19 protein-coding genes are annotated in these 19,081 nt (G+C 50.9%); all 19 read left to right on the top strand.

What is annotated here, in order from left to right; all coding sequences use genetic code 11:
• Positions 1-3: 3 nt before the first annotated feature.
• The 19 genes from addA to V8F51_RS17510 all read left to right on the top strand — a co-directional run bounded on the left by addA (position 4) and on the right by V8F51_RS17510 (position 18,881).
• Positions 4-3,915, top strand: coding sequence for a helicase-exonuclease AddAB subunit AddA (gene addA, locus V8F51_RS17420; protein WP_337101594.1), 3,912 nt, complete (start codon positions 4-6; stop codon positions 3,913-3,915).
• A gap of 37 nt (positions 3,916-3,952) precedes the next feature.
• Positions 3,953-4,549, top strand: coding sequence for a hypothetical protein (locus tag V8F51_RS17425; RefSeq protein WP_337101596.1), 597 nt, complete (start codon positions 3,953-3,955; stop codon positions 4,547-4,549).
• A gap of 106 nt (positions 4,550-4,655) precedes the next feature.
• Positions 4,656-5,009, top strand: a complete 354-nt coding sequence (locus tag V8F51_RS17430; RefSeq protein ID WP_337101598.1) for a histidine triad nucleotide-binding protein — start codon at positions 4,656-4,658, stop codon at positions 5,007-5,009.
• An 86-nt stretch (positions 5,010-5,095) separates the two neighbouring features.
• Positions 5,096-5,269, top strand: coding sequence for a 30S ribosomal protein S21 (rpsU, locus tag V8F51_RS17435; RefSeq protein ID WP_005547957.1), 174 nt, complete (start codon positions 5,096-5,098; stop codon positions 5,267-5,269).
• 15 nt (positions 5,270-5,284) lie between these two features.
• Positions 5,285-5,728: a GatB/YqeY domain-containing protein gene (locus V8F51_RS17440; protein ID WP_307201876.1), complete on the top strand. Its 444-nt coding sequence runs from the start codon at positions 5,285-5,287 to the stop codon at positions 5,726-5,728.
• Between the two features lie 127 nt (positions 5,729-5,855).
• Positions 5,856-7,235 (top strand): NfeD family protein, encoded by a 1,380-nt coding sequence (locus tag V8F51_RS17445; protein ID WP_337101599.1) that lies wholly within the window; start codon positions 5,856-5,858, stop codon positions 7,233-7,235.
• Between the two features lie 41 nt (positions 7,236-7,276).
• Positions 7,277-8,272, top strand: coding sequence for a flotillin-like protein FloA (gene floA / locus V8F51_RS17450; protein WP_337101601.1), 996 nt, complete (start codon positions 7,277-7,279; stop codon positions 8,270-8,272).
• A gap of 3 nt (positions 8,273-8,275) precedes the next feature.
• Positions 8,276-8,725, top strand: coding sequence for a hypothetical protein (locus V8F51_RS17455; protein ID WP_337101603.1), 450 nt, complete (start codon positions 8,276-8,278; stop codon positions 8,723-8,725).
• 196 nt (positions 8,726-8,921) lie between these two features.
• Positions 8,922-9,200 carry a sporulation protein YqfC gene (gene yqfC, locus V8F51_RS17460; RefSeq protein WP_337101604.1) on the top strand — a complete coding sequence of 93 codons (279 nt, stop codon included), beginning with the start codon at positions 8,922-8,924 and terminating at the stop codon, positions 9,198-9,200.
• 73 nt (positions 9,201-9,273) lie between these two features.
• Complete coding sequence (gene yqfD / locus V8F51_RS17465; RefSeq protein ID WP_337101605.1) at positions 9,274-10,467, top strand: sporulation protein YqfD; 1,194 nt, start codon at positions 9,274-9,276, stop codon at positions 10,465-10,467.
• Positions 10,468-10,479: 12 nt separating this feature from the next.
• On the top strand, positions 10,480-11,445 hold the full coding sequence (locus V8F51_RS17470) for a PhoH family protein (RefSeq protein WP_442956452.1): 966 nt from the start codon (positions 10,480-10,482) through the stop codon (positions 11,443-11,445).
• A gap of 15 nt (positions 11,446-11,460) precedes the next feature.
• Positions 11,461-13,710, top strand: a complete 2,250-nt coding sequence (locus V8F51_RS17475) for an HD family phosphohydrolase (protein ID WP_337101606.1) — start codon at positions 11,461-11,463, stop codon at positions 13,708-13,710.
• Positions 13,707-14,204 (top strand): rRNA maturation RNase YbeY, encoded by a 498-nt coding sequence (gene ybeY, locus V8F51_RS17480; protein WP_337101608.1) that lies wholly within the window; start codon positions 13,707-13,709, stop codon positions 14,202-14,204. The genes V8F51_RS17475 and ybeY overlap by 4 nt, the downstream gene beginning before the upstream one ends.
• A complete protein-coding gene (locus V8F51_RS17485; protein WP_337101610.1) occupies positions 14,204-14,569 on the top strand; it encodes a diacylglycerol kinase family protein in 366 nt (121 codons plus the stop codon). Before ybeY ends, V8F51_RS17485 begins: the two co-directional genes overlap by 1 nt.
• A 148-nt stretch (positions 14,570-14,717) precedes the next feature.
• Positions 14,718-15,152 (top strand): cytidine deaminase, encoded by a 435-nt coding sequence (gene cdd / locus V8F51_RS17490; RefSeq protein WP_337101611.1) that lies wholly within the window; start codon positions 14,718-14,720, stop codon positions 15,150-15,152.
• An 8-nt stretch (positions 15,153-15,160) separates the two neighbouring features.
• Entirely contained in the window at positions 15,161-16,090 is a 930-nt protein-coding gene (era, locus tag V8F51_RS17495) for a GTPase Era (protein ID WP_337101613.1), read from the top strand.
• Between the two features lie 99 nt (positions 16,091-16,189).
• Entirely contained in the window at positions 16,190-16,351 is a 162-nt protein-coding gene (locus V8F51_RS17500; RefSeq protein ID WP_337101614.1) for a YqzL family protein, read from the top strand.
• Positions 16,352-16,447: 96 nt separating this feature from the next.
• Complete coding sequence (recO, locus tag V8F51_RS17505) at positions 16,448-17,200, top strand: DNA repair protein RecO (protein WP_337101615.1); 753 nt, start codon at positions 16,448-16,450, stop codon at positions 17,198-17,200.
• 118 nt (positions 17,201-17,318) lie between these two features.
• Positions 17,319-18,881, top strand: a complete 1,563-nt coding sequence (locus V8F51_RS17510) for an MDR family MFS transporter (protein WP_337101616.1) — start codon at positions 17,319-17,321, stop codon at positions 18,879-18,881.
• Positions 18,882-19,081: the final 200 nt, after the last annotated feature.

Here is a 19,081-nt window from a genome sequence, read left to right on the forward strand (position 1 = left end):
CCGATGACAGCAACCGTACAACAACCAAAACCTGAGAACAGCACGTGGACAGACGATCAGTGGGATGCGATCGTGACGAGCGGCTCTAACGTGCTTGTCGCCGCTGCTGCCGGCTCGGGCAAGACTGCCGTCCTCGTTGAGCGGATTATTCGCAAAATATCGGCGAACAACGACGTAGACCGATTGCTCGTGGCTACCTTCACGAAGGCCGCGGCGGCAGAGATGAAGGATCGTATCCGCATTGCGCTTGAGAAGGAGTTGGAGCGTAAGCCGGATTCGGAGCATTTGCGCAAGCAGCTTGCGCTCATGAATCGCGCATCGATTACGACATTGCACTCTTTCTGCCTTGATGTCATCCGCCGCTATTATCCATTAATCGGTCTTGATCCGGGCTTTCGAATTGCGAATGAAACGGAAAGCGAGCTCATGCGTCTCGACGTTCTAGATCAGCTGTTCGAGCGCAAATACGAGTCGCCCGGCGATAACGGAGCTTTCTTGAAGCTTGCCGACAAATTCGGCGGCGAGCGCGGAGATGAGCCGCTCTACCGCCTTGTGCAGCAGCTGTATGATTTTGCGCAAAGCCATCCTTGGCCTTCCTATTGGCTGAGTCAGACTGCCGCGGCATTTGAGCTTAACGATACCGCTGAGCTCGGTGAGAGCGAATGGGTGAAGAGCTTGTCAGGCCATGTGCTGCTAACGTTGGAAGGGGCGGCTTCGCTGCTGCTGCAGGGAATGGATTTAACGCGTCAGCCAGGCGGCCCTTCGCCATATGCGGCTACCTTCGAAGAAGATATTCACCTCGTAGAGCAATTGATTGCCAGCGTGAAGGCGCAGAGCTGGGAGAACTGGTCTGAGCCGTTCCAGACGGCACAGTTCGGCAAGCTGAAGGCGATGCGAGGCGACGAATATGATAAGGATCTCCAGGAACAGGCGAAGGCGCTTCGCGATCAAGCGAAGAAGCTTATAGCCGGGCTGGCAGCCGAATTATTCGGACGGGACGCCGAACAGTTTCTTGAGGAGCTGCAGGAGCTGGCGCCGCTAATGGCGACGTTGGCAGAGCTGGTTATTGCATTTGGCGAAGGTTATGAAGCGGCCAAGAGAGCGAAAGGACTGCTGGACTTCGGCGATTTGGAGCATTATTGCCTGCGAATACTTCGTGATCCGAGCTCGACGCCGAGCGAGCTGAAGCCTTCAATAGCCGCGCTAGAGTTCCAGCAGCAATTCGACGAAATATTGCTTGATGAGTATCAAGATACGAACATGGTGCAGGAAGCGATCGTTTCGCTCATTGAACGAGCGGGGAGCGGCAATCGGTTCATGGTTGGCGACGTGAAGCAGAGCATCTATCGATTCCGTCTTGCCGATCCTACCTTGTTCTTGCGGAAATACAAATCGTATGCCACAAGGAAGGAGCTGGAGGCTGCCGGTATAGCGAATGCGGAGCAAGGGCTGCGCATCGATCTGGCTCGGAACTTCCGCAGCCGATCTGAAGTCGTGGACGGTGTTAATGACGTGTTCCGTTCCATAATGCGAGAGAACGTGGCCGAGATGGATTATGACCGGCGGGCTGAGCTCGTATGCGGAGCATCTTATCCGCCGCCTCCGCTGCAATACTCGAATGCTTTCCAAATTCAATTCGCCGTGTTGGACAAAGGCAAGGGCGGAGACCAAGAGGAGAGCGAGGAGGAATCCGGAGAAAGCGGCTACTCATCGGCAGCAGAGGATGAAGCTGATGATGAAGCGGCCGGCGGGGCGGTTGCGGTAGATAACACGCAAGAGCTTAAGACGGCTCAGCTCGAAGCGAGATGGATTGCCGAACAGATTCGGTCTATGCCGGATAACGGCTTCGACGTCTACGACGGCAAAAACCGCGTGAACAGGCCGATGCAATGGCGCGACATCGTTATCCTGCTGCGGGCGACACAGCAGTGGGCTCCGATCATCATCGAGGAGCTGCAAGCGGCAGGCATTCCCGCTTATGCGGAGCTTAGCAGCGGTTACTTCGATGCAACGGAGGTGGAGACGATGCTCTCCATGCTGCGGGTCATCGACAATCCGTATCAGGATATTCCGCTGGCCGCCGCGCTTCGATCGCCGCTCTTCTCGCTTCAGGCGGAGGAGCTAGCGAACATCCGCATCCCATCTCCTGGCTCCACTTATTACGACGCGGTTCTTCGGGCGGCTGTTGACGGCCGTCTGGATGAAGAAACGAGACGCAAGCTGAATGGCTTCCTTATTCGTCTTGATAGGTGGCGCAATGAAGCGAGACAAGGTTCGCTGGCGGATTTGTTATGGGATATTTATCGGGAGACCGGCTACTTTGATTTTGTCGGCGGCTTGCCGGGAGGCGTTCAGCGCCAAGCAAACCTGCGAGCGCTCCATGACCGCGCGCGCCAATATGAGGCGACTTCATTCCGTGGTCTGTTCCGTTTCCTCCGTTTCATCGAACGAATGAGGGACAGCGGCGGCGACTTAGGTACGGCAAGAGCGCTCGGCGAACAGGAAGACGTCGTTAGAATTATGTCCATTCATAAGAGTAAAGGGCTTGAATTCCCGATCGTATTCGTTGCGGGGCTTGGGAAGATGTTCAATCAGCAAGATATTCGCAGCTCTTTCCTCATGCATAAGCAGCTTGGCTTCGGCCCTCGTGTCGTCGATACAGAGCTGCGCATCAGCTACCCGTCATTATCGTATCTGTCCATTAGACGTACGATGCGCATGGAGATGCTGGCGGAAGAAATGCGTATTCTGTACGTCGCCTTAACGCGTCCGAAGGAGAAAATGTTTCTTGTCGGCACCGTATCAGACGCCGAAGCCAAGCTTAAGCGCTGGCTGACCTCTGTAGATGCGCAAGGACAGTTATCCGATTTCCGAATCGCTTCGGCTCGTTCGTTCATGGATTGGTTAGGTCCGCTTGCAGCAAGCCAGATGCAGTTATCGTTATCGGATGCTGAGGATGACCGCCACGCTCCCGTACTGGAATGGAGGAGCGGTATCGTTCCAGCGTCGATGCTCGTCATGGAAGCGGCAGCTGCTGCCGAACAACATGAGCTGGATGCGGAGAAGGAAGAACGGCTGCAAGCTGTAGCCTCGCTCGCCCTGCTTGAGGACGCGGCAGTCGATGAGCAGCTTCGCAGCCGCTTGGAGTGGGTGTATCCGCACCAAGAAGCTTCAAGAATCGCTGCAAAGACGTCGGTGACTGAGATGAAACGTCTGTATGCAGAAATGCCTGAAGAAGCGGCCGCCGACCATCATACATGGGAAGAAGGACACCCGCAATCGGGATCAGACAGCCAACCATCATCGCAGGTTAGTCAGGGTTCTGAGAACGCCAGCGGCAGCTATACGTTCAGGCTTCGCAGGCCCGCCTTCATGGAGGAAATCGCCTTAACCGCAGCAGAGAAAGGTTCGGCGAACCATCTGCTTATGCAGCATGTGTCGCTCACAGCGCAAGCAGATCGGCAGCAGCTACAAGACACGCTCGATGCGATGATTGAAAAGCGCTTATTATCAGTAAAGCATGCGGAAGCAATTGATTTGGATGCTGTAGCGGCATTCTTTAAGAGCAAGCTTGGTGAAAGGCTTCGCCGCGCGCAGTGGGTTAGACGAGAGGTTCCGTTCAGCTGCATGTTCCCGGCGAATCGCGTCTATCCGGGATCTGGAGAAACGCTTGCGGCTGAGCCGATATTGATCCAAGGCGTTATCGACTGCTTATTCGAAGATGAAGACGGTGTTGTCCTGCTTGATTACAAGACTGACCGCATCTACATGCAGGACTGGGATCTTGCTGCGGAGCGTCACCGCTTCCAGCTTGAGCTGTATGCTGAAGCGATTGAGGCGGTATTGGGAAGACGTATTGACGAAAGCTATGTATTTTTCTTCGATGGCGGCACATCCGTTAGGATTAGGGGTTAGAGGTTCGAGGTTAACAGTGAAAAGGAGTGCTGAAGCAATGGAGAAGCAGAACGCGGGCAAACGTCCAATCGCATTGCCCATTACGCTTGTCCTGCTCGTATTCAGCTTGATCGGCAACGTGTTTTTATATTCACAATATTTGCAGAACAAGCAGCAGAACAATTACGAGTTTGGACAGACAGTTGTTGAGAAGCTGACGGAATCACGGTTATACGCGCAAGAAATGATGAAAGTGATTGATTGGCTAGCACAGAGCACCACGCAAGCCGACCGTTACGAACTTGCCTATCAGATCGGCCGGTCAGCTGCGCTTGGCTATTCGGTCAGCGAGCTGATGACAGAAGCGGGACGACTGTCTGAGTCTGATGCCGCAAGCGGCGCAGAGGAAGCGGAAGCCTATGTCAACGCAGCGGCTGCCAAGCTGACGGGAATTGCTCATCAGGAAGGAAAGTTAAGCGATAATGATCAAGAGCAGCTTATCGCGCTGAAGGCTGATTTCGAGGAGATGGAGCAAGCGCTTGGCGGCTTCAATTACTCGATCGGCGAGAATCGGACTGCGTCGATTCGGCTTGCAAGCGGTCTTGAATGGCTGGATATCGCAAAGAAAATGGAGCAAGTAATCAAGCAGCAATAAATCAAAATCGACACCTTCTTTGCACCGTTTTCACGTTGGATTGGACGAAGACTCTATTTTTCGTTATGATAGTAGAGTAAATACGGTCGCAAAGGGGTGAATTCAAATGGATTGTCTTTTTTGCAAAATCGTTGAAGGAACAATTCCGTCGACGAAAGTGTATGAAAGCGACTCAGTTCTTGCATTCCGCGATATCGCACCTGCAGCGCCCGTACATATAATAATCATTCCGAAGAAGCATATTGCGACGATGAATGACGTTACCGGAGAAGACGATGCCGTGATTGCGGAAGTATTCAAGGCTGCCCGCTTCATTGCGAAGGAGCTAGGAATAGCGGAGTCTGGCTATCGGTTAATTAACAACGTAAACGCAGACGGCGGTCAGACCTTTTTTCATCTTCATGTCCATCTGTTAGGCGGCAAGAATGTTGGCCCATTATTGGCAGATAACCAAAGTTGACTTTCGCTTTTGGTTTGACATATAATGAAATTTGATAAACCGTGTTATAAGCTCTGGACGGTCTGTTTCGGAGGGAGGGAAAACTGGTGTCTGAAACTAAAGTTCGTAAAAACGAAACTATTGATGCTGCGCTTCGCCGCTTTAAACGTTCCATCGCTAAAGATGGTGTTTTAGCTGAGGTGAAGAAACGCAAGCATTATGAAAAGCCAAGCGTGAAGCGCAAGAAGAAGTCCGAGGCTGCGCGTAAGAGAAAGTTTTAGGAGGATCCTTCCACAATGAACCTGAGCGAAAGATTGAACGACGATATGAAGCAAGCGATGAAGGATAAGGACAAGTTTAAGTTGTCCACAATTCGTATGATGCGTGCGGCAATGAAAAACTTGGAGATCGATCTTAAGCGCCCTTTGGAAGATACCGAAGTGCTTGATATATTAAGTCGTGAGATCAAACAACGTAAAGATTCCCTCCAAGAATTTAAGAAGGCCGGCCGTGACGATCTCGTTACGGATCTTGCAGCGGAAATTGAAATTATTAGTCAATACCTTCCCGAGCAGCTGACTGAAGAAGAGATTAAAGCGATTGTAACGCAGACCATCCAGGAACTCGGTGCTTCTTCCAAAGCCGACATGGGGAAAGTTATGGGCGCTCTTTTGCCAAAAACAAAAGGACGTGCTGACGGTAAACTAGTAAATCAGTTTGTACAGCAATTTCTGCAATAACGATATGTTCGGACTGCAAACACCCCTTAACCGGGGTGTTTTTTGCTATGGGTATGTTTTTGTTTGAAACAATTTCGTCACAATTTCGTAGTAGGGAATACGACAATGAAAAGGGGGTAGCCTTATCTTGTACAATTCGAAGTGGCGCAACAAGGCGGTCCGCGTTTCAATATTAACGCTGCTGCTGACTGTACTGATAGCCGGCATGTTGCCGTTGTTGACGGAAACAGCGCAAGCGGATACGACGTCTCCTATCGGTCCTGCTGTCTACATCGTACCGGTCAAGCAGACTGTGGAGTCAGGACTTCAGTCTTTTCTAGAAAGGGCTTACAAGGAAGCAGAGGAAGCAAATGCCGAGCATATCATCCTCGTAGTTAACACTTTAGGCGGTAAAGTCGTTAATGCGGAGCAGATCGGGCATATGATTCGGTCAAGCGATATTCCGACAACCGCTTTCGTAGAAGGGAAAGCGGTATCGGCCGGGACCTATATCGCGCTGAATGCGGAGCATATCGTGATGCAGCCAGGCAGCACGATTGGCGCAGCGGCAGTCGTGAACGGTTCAGGCGAGCTGATCGACAATCCGAAGACGGTATCGTTCTGGGTGAAGGAAATGATGGAATCGGCCGAGCTGAATGGACGGGATGGCGATATTGCGGCGGCAATGGTCGATCCGAATGTCGAGTTGAAGCTGACAGACAAGATCGGCAGAGACAAGCTCAAAGGAAATATCCTTACGTTGTCGGCAAGCGAAGCGGCAGTGGTTGGTTATTCCGATTACACGGCAAGCTCAGTGAATGACGTTGTTGAGTGGTTGCAACTGGATGGAAGAACACTTGTAGAAGTGAACCCTTCTTTAGCTGAAAATGTCGCAAGATGGTTAGTTAATCCGATTGTGATGACTATTCTGCTTCTGCTTGGCATTGCGGGCATCGTTATCGAGTTGCTCATGCCTGGTTTCGGGGTACCGGGGATAGTCGGCTTGCTAGGCTTCGGACTTTACTTCTTCGGCCATTATGTAGCAGGCTTCGCCGGGATCGAATCCGTCGTGCTGTTCATAGTCGGCATCGCGCTGCTCGTTATCGAAATTTTCGTGCCGAGCTTCGGTATTCTTGGCCTGTTAGGAACGGCAGCTCTAATTACAGGCGTAGTTATTGCGGCTTCCGATCCAATGACCGCTTTCATCTCCATCGTCGTCGCACTTGTGGCGGCTGTCCTCGTTATTGCTTTTGTGGTGAAGAGGTATAAGACCAAAGGCATTTGGAATAAGTTTATTTTGCGCGACAAGCTGACAACGGAAGACGGTTATGTATCGGCTGACGCGAAGGACTCTTTGCTGGGGCTTGAGGGCATTACAGTAACACCGCTGCGGCCGTCAGGTACGATCGTGATCGGCGATAGTCGCGTTGATGTCGTTACAGCTGGAGAATTCATTCCTGCTGACCGCAAAGTTAAAGTTGTAAAAGCAGAGGGCACATGGGTTGTTGTTAAAGAATGGATAGAGTAAGCTGTCTCTAACTGCTCAAATTCGAATTGGAGGTTGAATACATGACACTTGATCCTGTTGTATCGTTCTTGATTATTGCAGTTGTCGTTATCGTCTTGTTATCTGTTTTTCTAAGCTTCTTCCCGATTATGCTGTGGATATCCGCACTCGCTTCGGGCGTGCGAATCGGCATTATTACGCTCGTCGCTATGCGTCTGCGGCGCGTTGTTCCGAGCCGGATCGTCAATCCGCTCATTAAGGCGACGAAAGCAGGGCTAGGCCTTAATATTAATCAGTTAGAGAGTCACTTCCTCGCGGGGGGCAATGTAGACCGCGTCGTGAACGCCCTAATCGCAGCGCAGCGTGCCAATATTCCGTTAATATTCGAACGGGCGGCAGCCATTGACCTTGCGGGCCGCGATGTGCTACAAGCGGTTCAAATGAGCGTTAATCCGCGCGTCATTGAGACGCCTATCGTTGCAGCCGTAGCTAAGGACGGTATTGAAGTGAAGGTTAAAGCCAGAGTGACCGTTCGGGCCAACATTGATCGACTTGTCGGCGGTGCGGGTGAGGAAACGATTATCGCCCGTGTCGGCGAAGGTATCGTAACGACGGTAGGCTCGTCGAATTCCCATAAGGACGTATTGGAAAATCCGGATATGATCTCGCGAACGGTGCTTGGCAAAGGACTTGACGCGGGTACGGCGTTCGAAATTTTATCCATCGATATCGCGGACGTGGACGTTGGCAAAAACATCGGCGCTCATTTGCAAACCGAGCAAGCCGAGGCCGACAAGAAGATCGCCCAAGCGAAGGCGGAAGAGCGGCGTGCAATGGCAGTTGCGCAGGAGCAGGAGAACAAAGCGAAGGTCGTCGAGATGGAGGCGCGTGTCGTCGAATCCGAATCGCAGGTTCCTTTGGCAATGGCGGAGGCGCTGCGCAGCGGCAAGATCGGCGTTATGGACTACATGAACCTAAAAAATATCGAGGCCGATACGCAAATGCGCAGTTCGATCAGCAAGACAGACGGGCCGGCAGACGGCAAGGACGGCCGTTAAGAGATGCAACTATTCCAATTCCTGCTCGATAACATCGTTGCGGTAGTCGTTGTATTAGGCTTCGTAGCGACGTTTATGGGCAAGGCGAAGGAGAAGCGAAAGCCGAGGCAAACGGCCAGCTTCGGCGGACAGCCGGCATCTAACCATGCCGAGGAGCTCCAGGAAGAGCGCAGGCGTCAGATCGAGGCACAGCACGCATCGATAGAGAGAGAGCGTCAGAGCGCCCGTGAGGCTGATTTGGAGCAGGGGCGACGTTTGGCTGAGCGCAAGGCGCGAGAAGAGGCTAGGCGGGCGTCAGAGGCCTCTAGAGCGTCTCGCGCCAATATGGCGCAACGTTCACCGCAGATAAGCGGCGATGCAAAGCAGGAATTGCGAGCGGAGGATATCAGACGGGCGGTTATATGGTCGGAAATATTAGGCCCGCCGCGCGCGAAGCGTTCCTTCCGCAAGTAGTCATATGATTATACGAGAACGGCTAAGTGAGGCAAGAATGCCTTGCTTACCGTTCTTTTTGTTGTGTCTTAAAGGCTTCATATTTCCAGTCCGCCGAGCATATTTTTAAAAGATCATCGTGTAATCGAAGCGGGTTTGGCCTTTTACAACAAGAGGGCTGAGGGATAGATCATATCGAGGGGGCATGGAACGAACAATGAGTCGCTTGAAAAAAAGATTTCGCAAACTAACAGCCGATCTGCTTGATATGCCTCAGGACGTCGTCTACGACCTTCCCCGCCTGACTATGATCGGGGATCGCCAACTATATATCGAGAATCATCGGGGAGTCGTCCATTTTTCCACGGATCGCCTGCGTCTCGCTCTCACGAAGGGAGAACTGGAGGTAACGGGCAGCGATCTGGTTATTCGGACGATCTGGACAGAGGAAGTGTTCATCGAAGGTCAAATAGCTAATATCCAATTAATTCCGTGACTGAGGGCTGCAGATAAGCATGCATCTCTTTGCGTGACTTAGGACATGGAAGACGAACGAGGAGGGGAAAGCAGTGAAATTGCAGAGCACACCGTGGATGAAAGGAATCGTGACGGTTCATATCAGAGGCGGCAAGCCTGAACAGCTTGTCAATAAAGCGTTGACCGGGGGACTCGAACTGTCTTCCATACGGTGGACGAGCGGGGGCTTGCTTCAATTTGAGGTATCCGTGAGCGACTATTTCAAACTTCGCGCGTATTTAAAAGAGACAGGCTGCCGCGCGCATGTGGTTCGGCGGAAAGGATTGCCGTTCTGGCTTGTGAAAGCGGAGAAGCGATTGCTGTTCACAACGGGTATTGTTTTGTTTCTCGTTATTATTTTCTTATTGTCATCGCTCGTCTGGAGTGTCGAAGTGAAAGGCAACGTGAAGCTCACGGAAGAGCAGATACGCGTAGTTGCCAAGCAAGAGGGGCTTTATCCGCTGCAATGGTCGTTCAAGCTTGCTGATGCCGACGTATTGTCCAAGCGTCTCGTTACGAAGCTGCCGGGGACGTCGTGGATCGGCGTAGAGAGGAAAGGGACAAAGGTCGTCATCCAAGTCGTAGAATCGACGTCGCCTGACCTGCCGGAGCTGCAGAGCCCGCGTCATCTGATCGCATCTGCCGATGCGGTCGTTACGCAAATTATTGCCGAGAGAGGCAGACCTGTCGTGAAGAAAAATGCGTTCGTCAGAAAAGGACAAACACTGATATCGGGAACGATCGGCAATGAAACGCACTCTCAGACCGTCGTCGCCGAAGGCGTAGTCAGAGGGCTCGTCTGGTACCAATTCGACATTGCCGCTCCGCTTACACAGAAGGCCAAGGTATACACAGGAGAGAAAAAAACGAAGTGGCATCTTGTGCTTGGTTCGCGTGCTCTGCAAGTCAGCGGGTTCGGCAGTCATGAATACGAGCAATCGGAAACGATTCGCGTGGAGGAGAAGACAGCGTGGCGTCATTGGACGCTTCCGATCGGGCGTTTGAAGGAAACGGTCATGGAGACGGAAATCCAGGAAAGAGAGCTAACAGAAGCTGACGCTCGAAGCATTGGATTGATGGAAGCGAAGGCTGCGGCCATTGATAAAGCGGGAGCGGATGCCGTCATTGTGGACGAAAAGGTTTTGCATGAAAAGACAGACAATGGTAAAGTTTATATGAAAGTTGTTTTTGAAGTCGAGCAATCTATCGTAACCGAAATGCCATTAGTTCAATTACAGGGAGATTGAGAATTGTTGCAAATGGAGACGAAGTCAGTAAAGATCCCGCTTGGTAACGCGGCGGAAGGGTTAGCCGTATTCGGCCCTCAAGATAAGTATTTGCGCATGGTGCAGCAACAGGTTGAATCGTCTATTTCTTCACGGGAAGCAGAAATTGTCATAACCGGCCCATCTGCGGAGGTTGACTCCTTAGAACAATTGTACCAGGTGCTGCTGCAGCTCGTTCGCGGCGGATATACACCGTCGGAGCGCGACGTATCCTATGCGCTGGATTTGGCAAGATCGATGCAGGCAGAAGAGCTGCTCGATTTGTTCAAAGCGGAAATTACGACCACGTTTAAAGGCAGGCCGATCCGGGTTAAAACCATTGGTCAGCGCCATTATGTCAAGTTGATTCGCAAACGCGATATTGTGTTTGGCATAGGCCCAGCCGGCACCGGTAAGACATATCTCGCCGTTGTGCTTGCGGTAGCAGCACTTAAGGAAGGCTCCGTGAAGCGCATCGTGCTTACGCGTCCAGCCGTTGAAGCGGGAGAGAACCTTGGTTTCCTGCCTGGCGATTTGCAGGAGAAGGTCGACCCGTATTTGCGTCCGCTATACGATGCGCTGCATGATGTGCTAGGTCCTGATCAGACGGTGAAGGCGCTTGAGCGGGGCTCTATCGAAATAGCGCCGCTTGCCTATATGCGCGGACGTACGCTTGACGATTCCTTTATTATTTTGGATGAAGCCCAGAATACGACGCCGGAGCAGATGAAGATGTTTCTAACGAGGCTCGGCTTTGGGTCGAAGATGGTTATTACAGGCGATGTAACGCAAATCGATTTGCCTAGAGGCAAAAACTCCGGTCTGATCGAAGCGCGTCGAATCTTGCAAGGCATCGAAGAGATCGGCTTCATGATCTTCTCCGAACAAGATGTCGTGCGTCATACTTTAGTTCAGAAAATCATTGTTGCCTATAATACAGATGCTGAGAACAGAACCTAGAAAGGACTGTGCTGCATGAACCAAACGCAAGCGGATAAGCAGCAAAGCAGCTCGCAGTCGCTTGGATCGGCTCGCTGGAAGCAGAGCCCGGCCGTACAATGGATACTGCTTTGTTTGTTCGTCCTGCTGTTTTACTTCAGCTTATCGCCCTATTTGGTTCCGGAAACTTATGATATTCATGAAGGCGCCGTAAGCGAAAAAGATATTAAAGCACCGTTCCAAATTAAGGACGAGAAAGCGACACGCCAAGCGGAGGAAGACGCGGCAGAGCGAATCGAGACAACCTACTCGATCGTTGCGCTTCGCAATGAAGTGCTTGTCGAGCAAATTCTTTTTCGAATTGAGCAACTGAACGCGGATGACCAGGTAACGACGCAGAATAAGATCGAAATATATCGCAACGAAATTCCGGGCCGTTACTCCGCTTATATTGACAATTTCATTAAGGCGAATAAAGGCAAGGGCACGTATAACGACGGGCTGTTAGAGGAAATGTCGATGATCGCCAAGGATCAGCAATATACGATTCCGGAAGAAGCATTCTACAAGATGCCGAATCTGACGTCCGAAGAGCTGACCGAAATGCGGGTCGTTGCTCGAGATATTGTGCGCAAGCTGACCGTCGAACAGCTTCGCGAAGCCGAGACGGCACGTACGCAGGTAGCCGAGCTTGTCAATGCGAGTCCGCTGGCGAATCGGACAAGTCGTGAAATTGTTCAAGAGGTTGCGCGCTTCGCCATTATGCCGAATAAGTTTCTTGACAAGCAGGCGACGGATGATGCAAAGGCGCTGGCAAAGCAGAATACGCCGCCTGTCATCATTAAGGAAGGCGATCTAATCGTCAAGCGCGGACAGACGATTACGCCTGATCTGTATCAGCTCCTCGTCGATTCGTCCTTGCTGCAGGATAAGAAAAACTATTGGCCGCAGCTTGGATTATTGATGATGTCGATTATGTTCACTGTGCTGCTATATGCTTACTTGCACAACTCCGGCAGCATTAACGGCATAAAGCCGAAGTACAATAATTCGCAGTTGCTTATGCTATGGCTTGTGTTCCTTATTAACATTATTACGATTCAGATCGTGGCGCTTACGCAGACTGATTCGGCTTCGTATGTCGGCTTCCTCGCCCCGGCGGCGATGGGAACGATGCTCATTACGCTGCTGCTGGATATACACCTGGCGATCGTGAGTTCTTTCCTGTTCGCGATTATGGGCAGTATTATTCTGAATACGTCGCAACATCAAATATTCGATTTCGAATACGGCTTCTTCATCATCGCCGTTTCGTTCGCCGCAATCTTCTCGATTCATCGCGCCAGTCAGCGCTCGACGATCTTGAAGGCCGGCATTATGGTCAGCTTGTTCGGCTCGTTGTCGGTTATCGCGATGCTCCTGCTTAACGAGCAGCTCGACCGTATGCCGTTCATCTATTCAGTCGCGTTCGCGTTCGCGAGCGGTCTTGTTACAGCGGTGCTCGTTATCGGTCTGATGCCATTCTTCGAGATTACGTTCGGTATTCTATCGGCACTCAAGCTCGTTGAACTATCGAATCCGAATCATCCGCTGCTGCGCAAGCTCCTTACCGAGACGCCTGGTACTTACCATCATAGCGTAATGGTCGGCAACTTGTCCGAGGCGGCGGCGGAAGCGATTGGCGCAGACGGCTTATTATGCAGAGTGGGCTCATTCTACCACGACATAGGGAAGACGAAGCGACCGAACTATTTCATCGAGAATCAGACCAATATCGAGAATCCGCATGATACGATCGATCCGAAGCTGAGCAAGTCGATAATTGTGGCGCATGCCAGAGATGGCGTTGATCTGCTAAAAGGACATAATATTCCTAAGCCGATCCGCGATATTGCCGAACAGCATCACGGTACGACATCGCTTAAATACTTTTATCACAAAGCATATAAGCAGGCGGAGGAGCAAGGCATCGAACCGACATTTACCGAGGATGACTTCCGATATCCGGGGCCGAAAGCGCAATCGAAGGAAGCGGCAGTTGTCGGAATTGCGGATTGCGTAGAAGCGGCAGTAAGAAGCTTGCGCAACCCGACGGTTGAGCATATTGAAGCGATGATTCACAAAATAATTAAAAGCAGACTTGATGATAATCAGTACAACGAGTGCGATCTGACGCTGAAGGAATTGGACAAGATTGCGCAATCGCTTAAGGAAAGCGTTATTGGCATCTTCCACTCGCGGATTGAGTATCCCGAAGATGTGAAATCAAAGGAGCGTTTGTCATGAGCTTGCAGCTCGATTGGAGCAATGAGCAACAGAAGGTAGATATTCCGGAAGTTTGGATTGGCAGGCTGGAGCAGTTGCTTCGCATTGCAGGCGAGAAGGAAGGCGTCACAGGAGGCGAGGTCACGCTCACTTTCACGGACGATGAGGAAATTCATAAGCTGAATCTTGAATACCGCAATATCGACCGTCCGACCGATGTGCTTTCATTCGCGATGCAGGACGACGGTGTGGACGAGCTTAACATTATTTTTGAAGTGGAATCGGAGGATGAAGTGGATCCGATATCCGGCATGCTTGGCGATATCATTATATCGGCCGAGACGGCTTTGCGCCAAAGCGAAGAGTATGGCCACTCCCTTGAGCGGGAGATCGGCTTCCTATTCGTTCACGGCTTCCTGCACTTGATCGGTTACGATCATCAGGATGAGGCAAGTGAAGCAGAAATGACGGCAAAGCAGGAAGCTGTGCTTCAACAAGCTGGCTTGTCACGCTAATGCGCAAGTTCCTCCATAGCTTATCGGTTGCGAATGCAGGCATTCGGTTTGCCATTCGGACGCAATTGCATATGAGAATCCATCTAATTGCCGCGGCGCTAGCTTGCGGCATTGGTTTATTGGTGTCATTGCCGCGTGGAGACTGGGCGATCCTCATCTTAACGATCGCGCTCGTCATCTCCGCGGAAATGGTTAACACAGCAATCGAACAGGCAGTGAACCTAGCCAGCCCCGATATACATCCAATCGCCAAAGCGGCGAAGGATGTCGCGGCTGGCGCTGTTCTTCTTGCGGCTATTGCGGCAGTTGTAATTGGGTTGCTCTTATTAGGTCCGCCGTTGTGGCGGCTTTGCTTTGACGTATAGGAAAGTATATGAGTTTGCTCATACTTTCACTATACGTTTCGACGAAACGATGGCGTCTATAGAAAGGATGCCATCAGGCGTTTCTTCTTAGAATATAAGATTGCCGCATGGATAATAGACGCAATGATATTGCAGGAGGTATGGTACAATGAATTACGAAGGTTTATCGGAAGCCAATACGTCGTTGCTTCACTCGGCTAAGGAAGCGATGGAACGCGCTTATGTGCCTTATTCGAACTTCCAAGTCGGAGCGGCTTTGCTAGACGACGAGGGCCATGTTCATTATGGCTGCAATGTCGAGAATGCTGCATATGGACCTACTAACTGTGCGGAACGTACTGCGCTGTTCCGTGCTGTCGCAGACGGGAAGCGACCAGGCCAATTCAAGGCGATAGCGGTCATTGGTAACACGGATGGACCGATTGCGCCATGCGGTGTATGCCGACAGGTGCTTGTAGAATTATGCTCACCGGATATGCCGGTTATTATGGGCAATATGAATGGAAAGTGGACGGTGTCGACCGTCTCTGCCCTATTGCCAGGGGCGTTCACGCCTGCTTCACTAGAGAAAGGGGAAAGCTAGAGCCTATTATGAATCAACAATCATCCAACAACCGCGGGGACGGCAAAGGAAAGTTCCGTTCCGGCTTCGTAGCTATTATCGGACGGCCAAATGTCGGCAAGTCGACCCTGATGAATCATCTGATTGGTCAGAAGATCGCTATCATGTCCGACAAACCTCAAACGACACGCAACAAAATTCACGGGGTTTATACTACGAATGATACGCAGATCGTATTCCTCGATACGCCGGGTATCCATAAGCCGCAATCAAAGCTAGGCAATTATATGATGGCCACGGCGGAGAGCGCGCTGAAGGAAGTGGAAGCGGCTTTATTTCTGATCGATGCTTCAGAAGGGCTTGGAGGCGGCGATCGCTTCATTATCGAGCAGCTTAAGAAGGTAAAGACGCCGGTATTCCTCGTAATGAACAAGATCGATAAAGTGCTTCCTGAACAGCTTCTGCCTATGATTACGCAATATAATGAGCTGTTCGACTTTGCTGAAATCATTCCGATCTCTGCACTGCAAGGAAATAACGTGAGCACGTTGATCGAACAATTGTCGCGCTATATGCCGGAAGGACCGCAATACTATCCTGCCGATCAGATCACGGATCATCCTGAGCAATTCGTTGTCTCGGAGCTTATCCGCGAGAAAATATTGCATATGACACGAGAAGAAATTCCGCATTCCATTGCCGTAACGATTGAAGATATGAAGGTGCAGGACAATGGCGTCGTCTATATCGGAGCCGTCATTTTCGTTGAACGTGATTCCCAAAAGGGGATTATTATCGGCAAGCGAGGGGAGCTGCTGAAGGAAGTCGGCAAGCAAGCTCGCAAAGACATTGAAGCGCTGCTGGGCTCGCGCACATTCCTTGAGTTATGGGTGAAGGTGAAGAAGGATTGGCGCAATCAGGAGCGAATTCTTAAAGATCTCGGCTTCAGGCATGATTGATCTTTGCTGACGTAATTTGCTAAGGATAGACCTCGTTTCTTTATCGCATCCTAATACCGTCTGGAGCAGCATTTCCGACACGGAAAGGGATGGATACGAATGCGAGATTTTTCGTGGAAGTATTTTACGTTGACCGGGGATGTCGAATCCTTCATGCTGTACAAAGAAATGGATCAAATGGGCGTCTTGGAACAGGATGGCGCGTTAGCTGGAGAAAACGACGATTATGCCATGATGGAATTAGAGGATAGCTCCAGCTAGCAGCAGCTTGAGACAAAGCATCATTTCAATTGCGAACAAATGCGCTTACGCCGATATGGGACGGTGTAAGCCATTTACGCTTTAAGGGGAAATAATATGCTGTATCGAGTGGAAGGAATCGTTATCCGCAGCATGGATTACGGTGAAGGCAATAAGATCGTAACGCTGCTGACGAATACGAATGGCAAGGCCGGTGTCCTTATTCGCGGCGCCAAGAAGGTGAAGAGCAAGCACGGTTCGCTTGCGCAGCCTTTTACATATGGAGAATTTGTATACTTTCGCACGAGCGGTCTCGGAACGCTTAATCATGGTGAGATCATTGAATCTCACCATCTTTTGCGTGAGCAATTAGATAAAACGGCTTATGCAGCTTATATTGTCGAGCTGACGGACCGCGCGCTGCAGGATGATGAGGTCGGCAGCTATCATTTTGAGCAGTTGAAGGCTTGCTTGTCAGCGCTAGAGCAGGGCAAGGACTTGCAGATCGTGTCGCATCTGTATGAGATGCGGATGCTTGACTCAGCAGGCTATGCGCCCGAGTTCGACCAATGCGTGCATTGCGGCAATGTCGTTGGACCGTTTCGGTTATCGCCTTATGCTGGCGGCGTATTATGTTCAAGATGTACAGGCAAAGATCCTTTTGCCATGCCGCTTAGCGAAGGGGCATATAAATTGCTGAAGTTATTTCGCAGATTGGATATGCGCAGGCTTGGCCAGATCCAAGTAAGACCGGAGACGAAGGCAGAGCTGAAGCTTTGCATGCGCAAATTAATGGACACACATATGAGTTTGCAGCTTAAGTCGCGAGGCTTTCTCGATCAGCTTGATAAGCTTAGTCCGCCTGAGTAGCGACTCCGTCTAGAGACCGAGAGAGGGCTACTGCTGTCGATGGTTACATACAGCTGATCCATGCAGTATGCTTGATGATGTTGGTTGGCTATATACAAATGATGGAGGGAATGACACTATGTCAGCAAAACAAAGCAGACTTGGCTTCGTTGTCGCGGGCTTGCTGCTCGGCATTCTAGTCGCTTCGATCGATAACACAATCGTATCGACGGCGATGGCGACAATCGTGTCCGACCTTGGCGGTCTGGACAAATATGTGTGGGTAACTTCTGCTTATCTTGTCACTGAAATGGCAGGTATGCCTATTTTCGGCAAGCTGTCGGATATGTACGGGCGGAAACGGTTTTTCGTACTCGGCATATCTTTATTTTTGATTGGTTCCGTATTATGCGGAACGGCTGAATCGATTACACAGCTTACGATTTATCGCGCGATTCAAGGGATTGGCGGCGGCGCGATGATGCCGATCGCGTTCGCAATCGTATTCGATATTTTCCCGCCGGAGAAACGCGGGAAAATGGGCGGTCTCTTCGGTGCTGTATTCGGCACGTCCAGCTTGTTCGGTCCGCTTGCCGGCGCTTATCTGACGGAGTATGTGAATTGGCGCTGGATTTTCTACATTAACGTACCTATCGGTCTTGTTGCATTGGCATTCATTATTATTTATTACAAAGAGTCGTTGTCGCATGCTAAGCAAGTGATCGACTGGTGGGGCGCATCGACTCTGGTCGGCTCGATCGTCTGCTTAATGTTTGCCCTAGAGCTGGGCGGCGCGGAATTTGCTTGGGATTCTGTTCAAATTATAGGTCTCTTTGCAGGCTTTGCCGCTTTGTTAATCGCCTTCTTCTTCGTCGAAACAAAAGCGCAGGAACCGATTATTGCGTTCAGCATGTTCAAGAAAAGGCTGTTTGCCAGCAGTACCGGAGCAGGCTTATTCTACGGTGCAGCCTTCATTACGGCGGCGCTCTATATTCCGATGTTCGTTCAAGGTGTATTCGGAGGCACGGCCGTCAATGCAGGCTTAACGCTGCTGCCGATGACACTAGGCTCGGTATTCGCAGCGCAGCTTGGCGGTTTTCTTGCCAATAAGATTTCGTACCGCAGCGTCATGACGTTATCGGCGGTCATCTTTATTACTGGCATTATACTGTTATCGACAATTACGCCTGATACGACCCGTTTCTTATTGTCGGTTTATATGTTCATTACCGGCTTTGGTATCGGCTTCTCCTTCTCCGTTCTTGGCATGTCGTCGATTCATGACTTCGATATGCGTCAGCGGGGAAGCGCAACATCGACGATGTCGTTCGTTCGCTCCCTTGGCATGACGGTCGGCATCACGATCTTCGGCATCATTCAGCGCAATCATTTTACGAGCGGCATGGCCGATGCGTTCGCAGGCAGTGAAGGAAGCGGAGGTGGGGCGCCTATGACGGATAACGCACGCGAATTGCTTTCTCCGGAGAAGCGCGCAGAAATTCCAGCTCCGGTCATGGATAAGATCGTGGCTGCATTATCGGAATCGGTTTCGGTCACATTCCTATGGTCCATCGTACCTGCCGGTCTTGCCTTCGTATGCGTCCTTATGATGGGCAATGCGGGCATGAAGGATCTGCTGGAGAAGCGTGTACATGGCAAAGCAGTCATAGCGTCCCATAACGATGATACTCGCAGTCATTAGGCTAAAAGCCATTTAGTTGACATTGCATGGCAAACCGAATACAATAGCTTAATATGTATATGGACTATGAAGGAAAAAGTAATCGTATTAATCGACATGTATAGCGAGCCGGGGATAGTGAAAGCCTGGACTAACGATGACGATGAAGAGGCATTCCGGAGTCTGAACGAACGAAAAGAGGGTTTGCTTCCCATATAAGC

This window comes from Paenibacillus sp. YIM B09110 (genome assembly GCF_037167145.1).
In the GTDB taxonomy this organism is placed as follows: Bacteria; Bacillota; Bacilli; order Paenibacillales; family Paenibacillaceae; genus Pristimantibacillus.

What these genes read in the sequence shown, in the direction of transcription:
- floA (WP_337101601.1), top strand. Translation starts at nt 7,277, where the DNA reads ATGACACTTGATCCTGTTGTATCGTTCTTGATTATTGCAGTTGTCGTT.
- V8F51_RS17510 (WP_337101616.1), top strand. Translation starts at nt 17,319, where the DNA reads ATGTCAGCAAAACAAAGCAGACTTGGCTTCGTTGTCGCGGGCTTGCTG.
- V8F51_RS17500 (WP_337101614.1), top strand. Translation starts at nt 16,190, where the DNA reads ATGCGAGATTTTTCGTGGAAGTATTTTACGTTGACCGGGGATGTCGAA.
- recO (WP_337101615.1), top strand. Translation starts at nt 16,448, where the DNA reads ATGCTGTATCGAGTGGAAGGAATCGTTATCCGCAGCATGGATTACGGT.
- V8F51_RS17470 (WP_442956452.1), top strand. Translation starts at nt 10,480, where the DNA reads ATGGAGACGAAGTCAGTAAAGATCCCGCTTGGTAACGCGGCGGAAGGG.
- V8F51_RS17440 (WP_307201876.1), top strand. Translation starts at nt 5,285, where the DNA reads ATGAACCTGAGCGAAAGATTGAACGACGATATGAAGCAAGCGATGAAG.
- ybeY (WP_337101608.1), top strand. Translation starts at nt 13,707, where the DNA reads ATGAGCTTGCAGCTCGATTGGAGCAATGAGCAACAGAAGGTAGATATT.
- addA (WP_337101594.1), top strand. Translation starts at nt 4, where the DNA reads ATGACAGCAACCGTACAACAACCAAAACCTGAGAACAGCACGTGGACA.
- V8F51_RS17425 (WP_337101596.1), top strand. Translation starts at nt 3,953, where the DNA reads ATGGAGAAGCAGAACGCGGGCAAACGTCCAATCGCATTGCCCATTACG.
- cdd (WP_337101611.1), top strand. Translation starts at nt 14,718, where the DNA reads ATGAATTACGAAGGTTTATCGGAAGCCAATACGTCGTTGCTTCACTCG.
- V8F51_RS17455 (WP_337101603.1), top strand. Translation starts at nt 8,276, where the DNA reads ATGCAACTATTCCAATTCCTGCTCGATAACATCGTTGCGGTAGTCGTT.
- V8F51_RS17485 (WP_337101610.1), top strand. Translation starts at nt 14,204, where the DNA reads ATGCGCAAGTTCCTCCATAGCTTATCGGTTGCGAATGCAGGCATTCGG.
- V8F51_RS17475 (WP_337101606.1), top strand. Translation starts at nt 11,461, where the DNA reads ATGAACCAAACGCAAGCGGATAAGCAGCAAAGCAGCTCGCAGTCGCTT.
- yqfC (WP_337101604.1), top strand. Translation starts at nt 8,922, where the DNA reads ATGAGTCGCTTGAAAAAAAGATTTCGCAAACTAACAGCCGATCTGCTT.
- V8F51_RS17430 (WP_337101598.1), top strand. Translation starts at nt 4,656, where the DNA reads ATGGATTGTCTTTTTTGCAAAATCGTTGAAGGAACAATTCCGTCGACG.
- era (WP_337101613.1), top strand. Translation starts at nt 15,161, where the DNA reads ATGAATCAACAATCATCCAACAACCGCGGGGACGGCAAAGGAAAGTTC.